4 protein-coding genes are annotated in these 4,942 nt (G+C 70.8%); all 4 read left to right on the forward strand.

Going from position 1 to position 4,942, the window contains the following annotated elements; translation table 11 throughout:
• Positions 1-646 precede the first annotated feature (646 nt).
• Positions 647-1,384 carry a 16S rRNA (guanine(527)-N(7))-methyltransferase RsmG gene (rsmG, locus tag AC5LUJ_RS13685; protein WP_250286123.1) on the forward strand — a complete coding sequence of 246 codons (738 nt, stop codon included), beginning with the start codon at positions 647-649 and terminating at the stop codon, positions 1,382-1,384.
• A 187-nt stretch (positions 1,385-1,571) separates the two neighbouring features.
• Entirely contained in the window at positions 1,572-2,342 is a 771-nt protein-coding gene (locus tag AC5LUJ_RS13690) for a ParA family protein (protein WP_493465042.1), read from the forward strand.
• Positions 2,339-3,289: a ParB/RepB/Spo0J family partition protein gene (locus tag AC5LUJ_RS13695; RefSeq protein ID WP_250286125.1), complete on the forward strand. Its 951-nt coding sequence runs from the start codon at positions 2,339-2,341 to the stop codon at positions 3,287-3,289. Before AC5LUJ_RS13690 ends, AC5LUJ_RS13695 begins: the two co-directional genes overlap by 4 nt.
• 787 nt (positions 3,290-4,076) lie before the next feature.
• Entirely contained in the window at positions 4,077-4,724 is a 648-nt protein-coding gene (locus AC5LUJ_RS13700; RefSeq protein ID WP_250286126.1) for a GNAT family N-acetyltransferase, read from the forward strand.
• The last annotated feature ends 218 nt before the right edge of the window (positions 4,725-4,942 follow it).

A 4,942-nucleotide genomic window follows, 5' to 3' on the forward strand; every position in this document is an offset into this window, starting at 1 on the left:
CTAGGAAGAGGATCGGCGGACGCAGGACGGCGAGCTCAGAGCCGTCGCGAGGCATGGGGCTGAGGGCCGGTGCCCGCGTCCACCGGTTCCTCGTCCAGACGCGGGAACCGGCGGGTCGAGGTACGGAATCTCCGGGGGCTGGGACGGATCGTGGTATCCGCCGGCTGGCCTCGCCGGGCACCGGGGGATCACAGGGGATCGCGGCGGTGTGGGCGCGGGCGCCCACACCCACAAGCTGGCACCCGGCGCCTCCAGACCATGCCGGAACAGCCAGCACACCGGCCGGGCAGCTCCGTAACCAAAAGAACGAGTACGGAAGTGGCTGCTCCAGCAACCACTTGTTCCCTCGCTTTCATGATTCGGTTGTGCGACGGCGGGCAGGGCGGGATGGGTGGTCGCCCGGGTGGAGGTAGGAGCCGGGTCCCGGGCGGTTTTGTTCGGAGTGCGTGTCGCCGGGCGGCGGTACGGGCGGTGATGGGTGTGGTCCCGGAAGGATAGGCTTCCGCGCCCGCCGCGCCCGCCGGGATCGGCTCCCCAGGCTGGTTCTCGGGCCTGCCGGGCCGGCGAAGTCGATCCGGTGGGAATCCCGGAGCGTGCCGAAGGCTGGTTGCGCCGTTTGTGTCCCGCTGTCGAGCATGCTGGTCGGATGGTGACTGTGTACGATCCCCCGCCCATCGCTCCCGAGGTCTTCGGAGCCGGTTTCGAGCTCGCCCGCGTCTACGCGGACCTCCTTGCCACCGCTGGTGTCGAACGCGGCCTGATCGGCCCTCGAGAGGCCGACCGGCTCTGGGAGCGTCACCTGCTCAACAGCGCGGTCGTGGCGGATGTTGTCGATCACGCGGCGGCCGTCGTGGACGTGGGCAGCGGAGCCGGGCTGCCCGGGATACCGCTTGCCCTCGCTCGTCCCGATCTGCGGGTGACCCTGCTCGAGCCGATGCAGCGCCGCTGTCTGTTCCTCCAGGAGGCGGTGGGCCGGCTCGGTCTTGAGGGGCGGGTCATCGTGCTTCGCGGACGCGCGCCCGACGCTGCCGCTACCGTGGATACCCGCGCGTTCGATGTCTGCGTTGCACGGGCCCTCGCGCCCCTGGAACGGTTGGGCGCGATGCTCCTACCAATGGTGAAACCGGGCGGTGTCATGCTTGCACTGCGCGGGGCAAGCGTTGTCGAGGAGCTGTCGGTCGCGCGAGGTGAGCTGGAGACCCAGGGCTGGCGTGATGTGGCTGTCGTGAAGTGCGGGGTTGGACGGGTGACCGAGCCGGCCACCGTACTGCGCGCCGTCCATGCGGCGCCACAGCCTGGGCGCCGACAGGGAAGTGGGAAAACGCGTGAAACGCGGCGAGGACGGGAGGCGCAACGTGCAGGTGGGCGCGCACGTTCCACGTGAAACAGCGCCAGGAGGAAGTAGCAGATCCATGCGCGTGGCGCGGAACGGTGTTCGTCCCGCCGACACGTCGCTGGATACGAACGATCCATCCACCCCTATCGGAGCGGCGGCAGCAGCGGCAGTGGAAGCCTTGACAATGGAACGACGACGGCCGTTTCCCCGGCCGACGCGACAGCGCATCATCACTGTGGCGAACCAGAAGGGCGGGGTGGGGAAAACCACCACCACGGTCAATCTCGCCACGGCCCTGGCCATGCACGGATGCCGGGTCCTCTGCATCGACCTGGACCCGCAGGGCAACGCATCGACGGCTCTCGGGGTCGACCACCGTTCCGGTGTCCCGTCCATCTACGAGGTGCTGCTCGGGGACCGGCCGCTTGAGGAGGTCGTCGTCAGGTCGTCCGAGGCCGAGGGGCTGTACTGCGCCCCGGCCACGATCGACCTCGCCGGCGCGGAGATCGAGCTGGTGTCGGTGGTGGCGCGGGAGACCCGGCTGCGCCGGGCGATCGCCGGGCTGCGGCAGGAGGTCGACTACATCCTGGTGGACTGCCCGCCGAGCCTCGGGCTGCTCACCGTCAACGCCCTGGTGGCCGCCAAGGAACTCCTGATACCCATCCAGTGCGAGTACTACGCGCTTGAGGGGCTGGGACAGCTCCTGCGTAACGTCGAACTCGTGCAGGCACACCTCAACCCCGAGCTTCGGCTGTCCACCATCATCCTGACCATGTACGACTCGCGGACGCGGCTGGCGGACCAGGTCGTGCACGAGGTCAAGGAGCACTTCGGCAGCCGCGTCCTGGGCACGACCATCCCGCGTAACGTGCGGATCGCCGAGGCGCCGAGCTACGGCCGCTCGGTGCTGACCTACGACCCCGCCTCCCGCGGGTCGCTGTCCTATCTGGCCGCCGCGCGTGAAATCGCCGAGCGGGGCTTCGAGCCGAACGGAGTGGGAGTGTGACCGCGCGCCGGGGTGGGCTGGGACGCGGCCTGGGAGCACTGATCCCGACCGGGACGGAGGGCGTCGGCGGGATCAGCACGAGTATTGACGACGGTTTCGGGCTGCCGGTCGGACCGGCGCCCGTCCACGGCGCCACCTTCCGGGAGGTCCCGGTCGACTCGGTGACGCCGAACCCCCGCCAGCCGCGGACGCACTTCGACGAGGACGCCCTGGAGGAGCTGGCCGCGAGCCTGCGGGAGGTCGGCCTGCTCCAGCCCATCGTCGTCCGCGAGATCATGCCCGGACGCTACGAGCTGGTCATGGGCGAACGGCGCTGGCGGGCGTCCAGGCTTGCGGGCTTCAGCCAGATCCCCGCCATCGTGCGGGACACCGCCGACGACGCCATGCTGCGCGACGCCCTGCTGGAGAACCTGCACCGCCAGCAGCTCAACCCGCTGGAGGAAGCGGCCGCCTACGAGCAGCTCCTGCGCGACTTCGGCGCCACCCACGAGGAACTCGCCGGGAAGCTCGGGCGCTCCCGCTCCCACGTCACCAACATGATCCGACTGCTGGGGCTGCCGCCGGCCGTGCAGCGACGGGTGGCGGCCGGCGTGCTCTCGGCCGGCCACGCCCGCGCGCTGCTGTCGCTGGAGGATCCCGATGCGCAGGACCGGCTCGCCACCCGCATCGTCGCCGAGGGGCTGTCCGTGCGGGCCGTCGAGGAGATCGTCGCGCTGGGCGAGGAGGGGCCGCGGCGGACGCCGCCCCACCGCCCGCGGGTCACCTCGCCGGCCCTGCACAAGCTCGCATCCCGTCTCTCCGACCAGTTCGACACACGGGTGAAGGTCGACATGGGCCGGAACAAGGGAAAGATCACGGTTGAGTTCGCGAGCATCGAGGACCTGGAGCGGATCGTCGCGGTGATGACGGCGTCGGGAGCCGTCTCCTCGTCTTCCTCGTCCGGGTGAGGGCTCCCGGCCCGGACGAGGAAGACGAGGAGAGGCCGCTGTTTCACGTGGAACCTCGCGCCCACGTGAAACAGCGCAGCCGTCCGCAGGGCCTCCACGGGCCTCGGGGGCTGACCGAACACCGTCGCGGGGATGCCGAAGGGCGAGTTCCCGGACACCTCAGCTGCCTGATGGCCGGCCACGGGGTGGTGCCGTTGGCGGCGTGGCCCGTAAGCGCGAACTCCCGGACGCCTGAAGCGTCCCAGGGGCCGGAGCACCCACAGCCATGAATCGGCTTCCGCGTCCCCCCGAGCCTGGGTATTCGGGAGACCTGGGTACTCGGGAGAGACACGGTGGCCCCACCGCGCCAGTGGCGCGGCTTGCTCCCCTGCGAGCCCGGGTGCTCGAAGGGGAGCCCAGATGGGGAAAAGCCGGGAAAAGCCCGGACGCGCTGGTGAGAGCCGGCCGGCCGGAGAGTCAGCCCCGTGTCGAGCCGATGCCCACCCTGGCCGTCGTGTCCCGCTGGTTCCCGGCCGAGGGCCGGGGAGCCGAGGGCCAGGGGGCAGAGGGCCGGGGAGCCGAGGGCCGGGGAGCGGCGCTGCCTGAGCGCTCCCGGCAACGCCTCCGGAGCTGCCTGGGCACGACGGCTGGGGCGAACGTTGCCTGGCACGGCACCGTCCGGCCTGGCACGGCCGGGTGGATCCGGAACAGGCCGATGAGGATCAGGACGGCCGAGCTAGTCTGACCCTGTGCGAGATGCCAGCGTTGCCGTCGCCGCCAGAAGCCGGGCCGGGTGGGACGTCGAATCATGAGCCGCCGCATCGCCAACATCACTCTCGACAACATCGACGACCTGCCGGTGCGATGTCGCCGATGCGTCTTCTGGGAGCTCGACCCCGTCGCCCGTAGCCGGGCCGAGGAGGCCGGGGACACCGCGCTGGAGAAGGAGGCGTGGGTGTCCTCCGCCCTCCTCGAGTGGGGAAGCTGCGGAAAGATCATCTACGTGGACGGTGTCCCGGCCGGTTTCGCGATGTACGCGCCGGCCGCGTACGTGCCCCGGTCGGTTGCCTTCCCGACCAGCCCGGTCAGCCCGGACGCCGTCCTGCTCATGACCGTGAAGATCATGGAGGACTTCGCCGGGCAGGGCCTGGGGCGCATCCTCGTCCAGACGATCGCCAAGGACGTGTTCCGGCGCGGCTTCCGTGCCATCGAGGCGTTCGGCGACCTCAAGGGCGAAGGCACCCGGTGCGTGGTGCCCGCCGACTACCTGCTCGCCGTCGGCTTCAAGACCGTGCGGCCCCACCATCGGTGGCCACGGCTGCGGCTCGAGGTCAAGAACACCGTGAGCTGGCGGGAGGACGTCGAGGTGGCCCTCGAGCGGCTGCTGGGGTCGATGGCGCCCGAAGGGATGCTGCGTCAGGTCGGAGGCGTCGCCGGGACCGTTCCAGCGGGCTGACCTCCGGCCGTCCGGCGGCCCTGGCTGCTCCCGTTCCTCCGTTTCCCGTGGCTTCCGCTGTCCCTCCCCCGCCGCTGCCTCCTCCGGTGCGGGCGGGCCGTTCCGCCGTCCACCGGCCTTCTCGACAGCATCGGACAGCGCGGGACGGGTTCTGACGACACCGGACGACACCGGACGGCGCGGTGCGGGACGGTGCGGGACGGTGCGGGACGGTGCGG

The organism is Protofrankia sp. CiP1_Cm_nod3 (assembly GCF_982290655.1).

Excerpts from the sequence above, each read along its gene's own strand:
- rsmG (WP_250286123.1), top strand. The coding sequence starts at position 647 with ATGGTGACTGTGTACGATCCCCCGCCCATCGCTCCCGAGGTCTTCGGA.
- AC5LUJ_RS13700 (WP_250286126.1), top strand. The coding sequence starts at position 4,077 with ATGAGCCGCCGCATCGCCAACATCACTCTCGACAACATCGACGACCTG.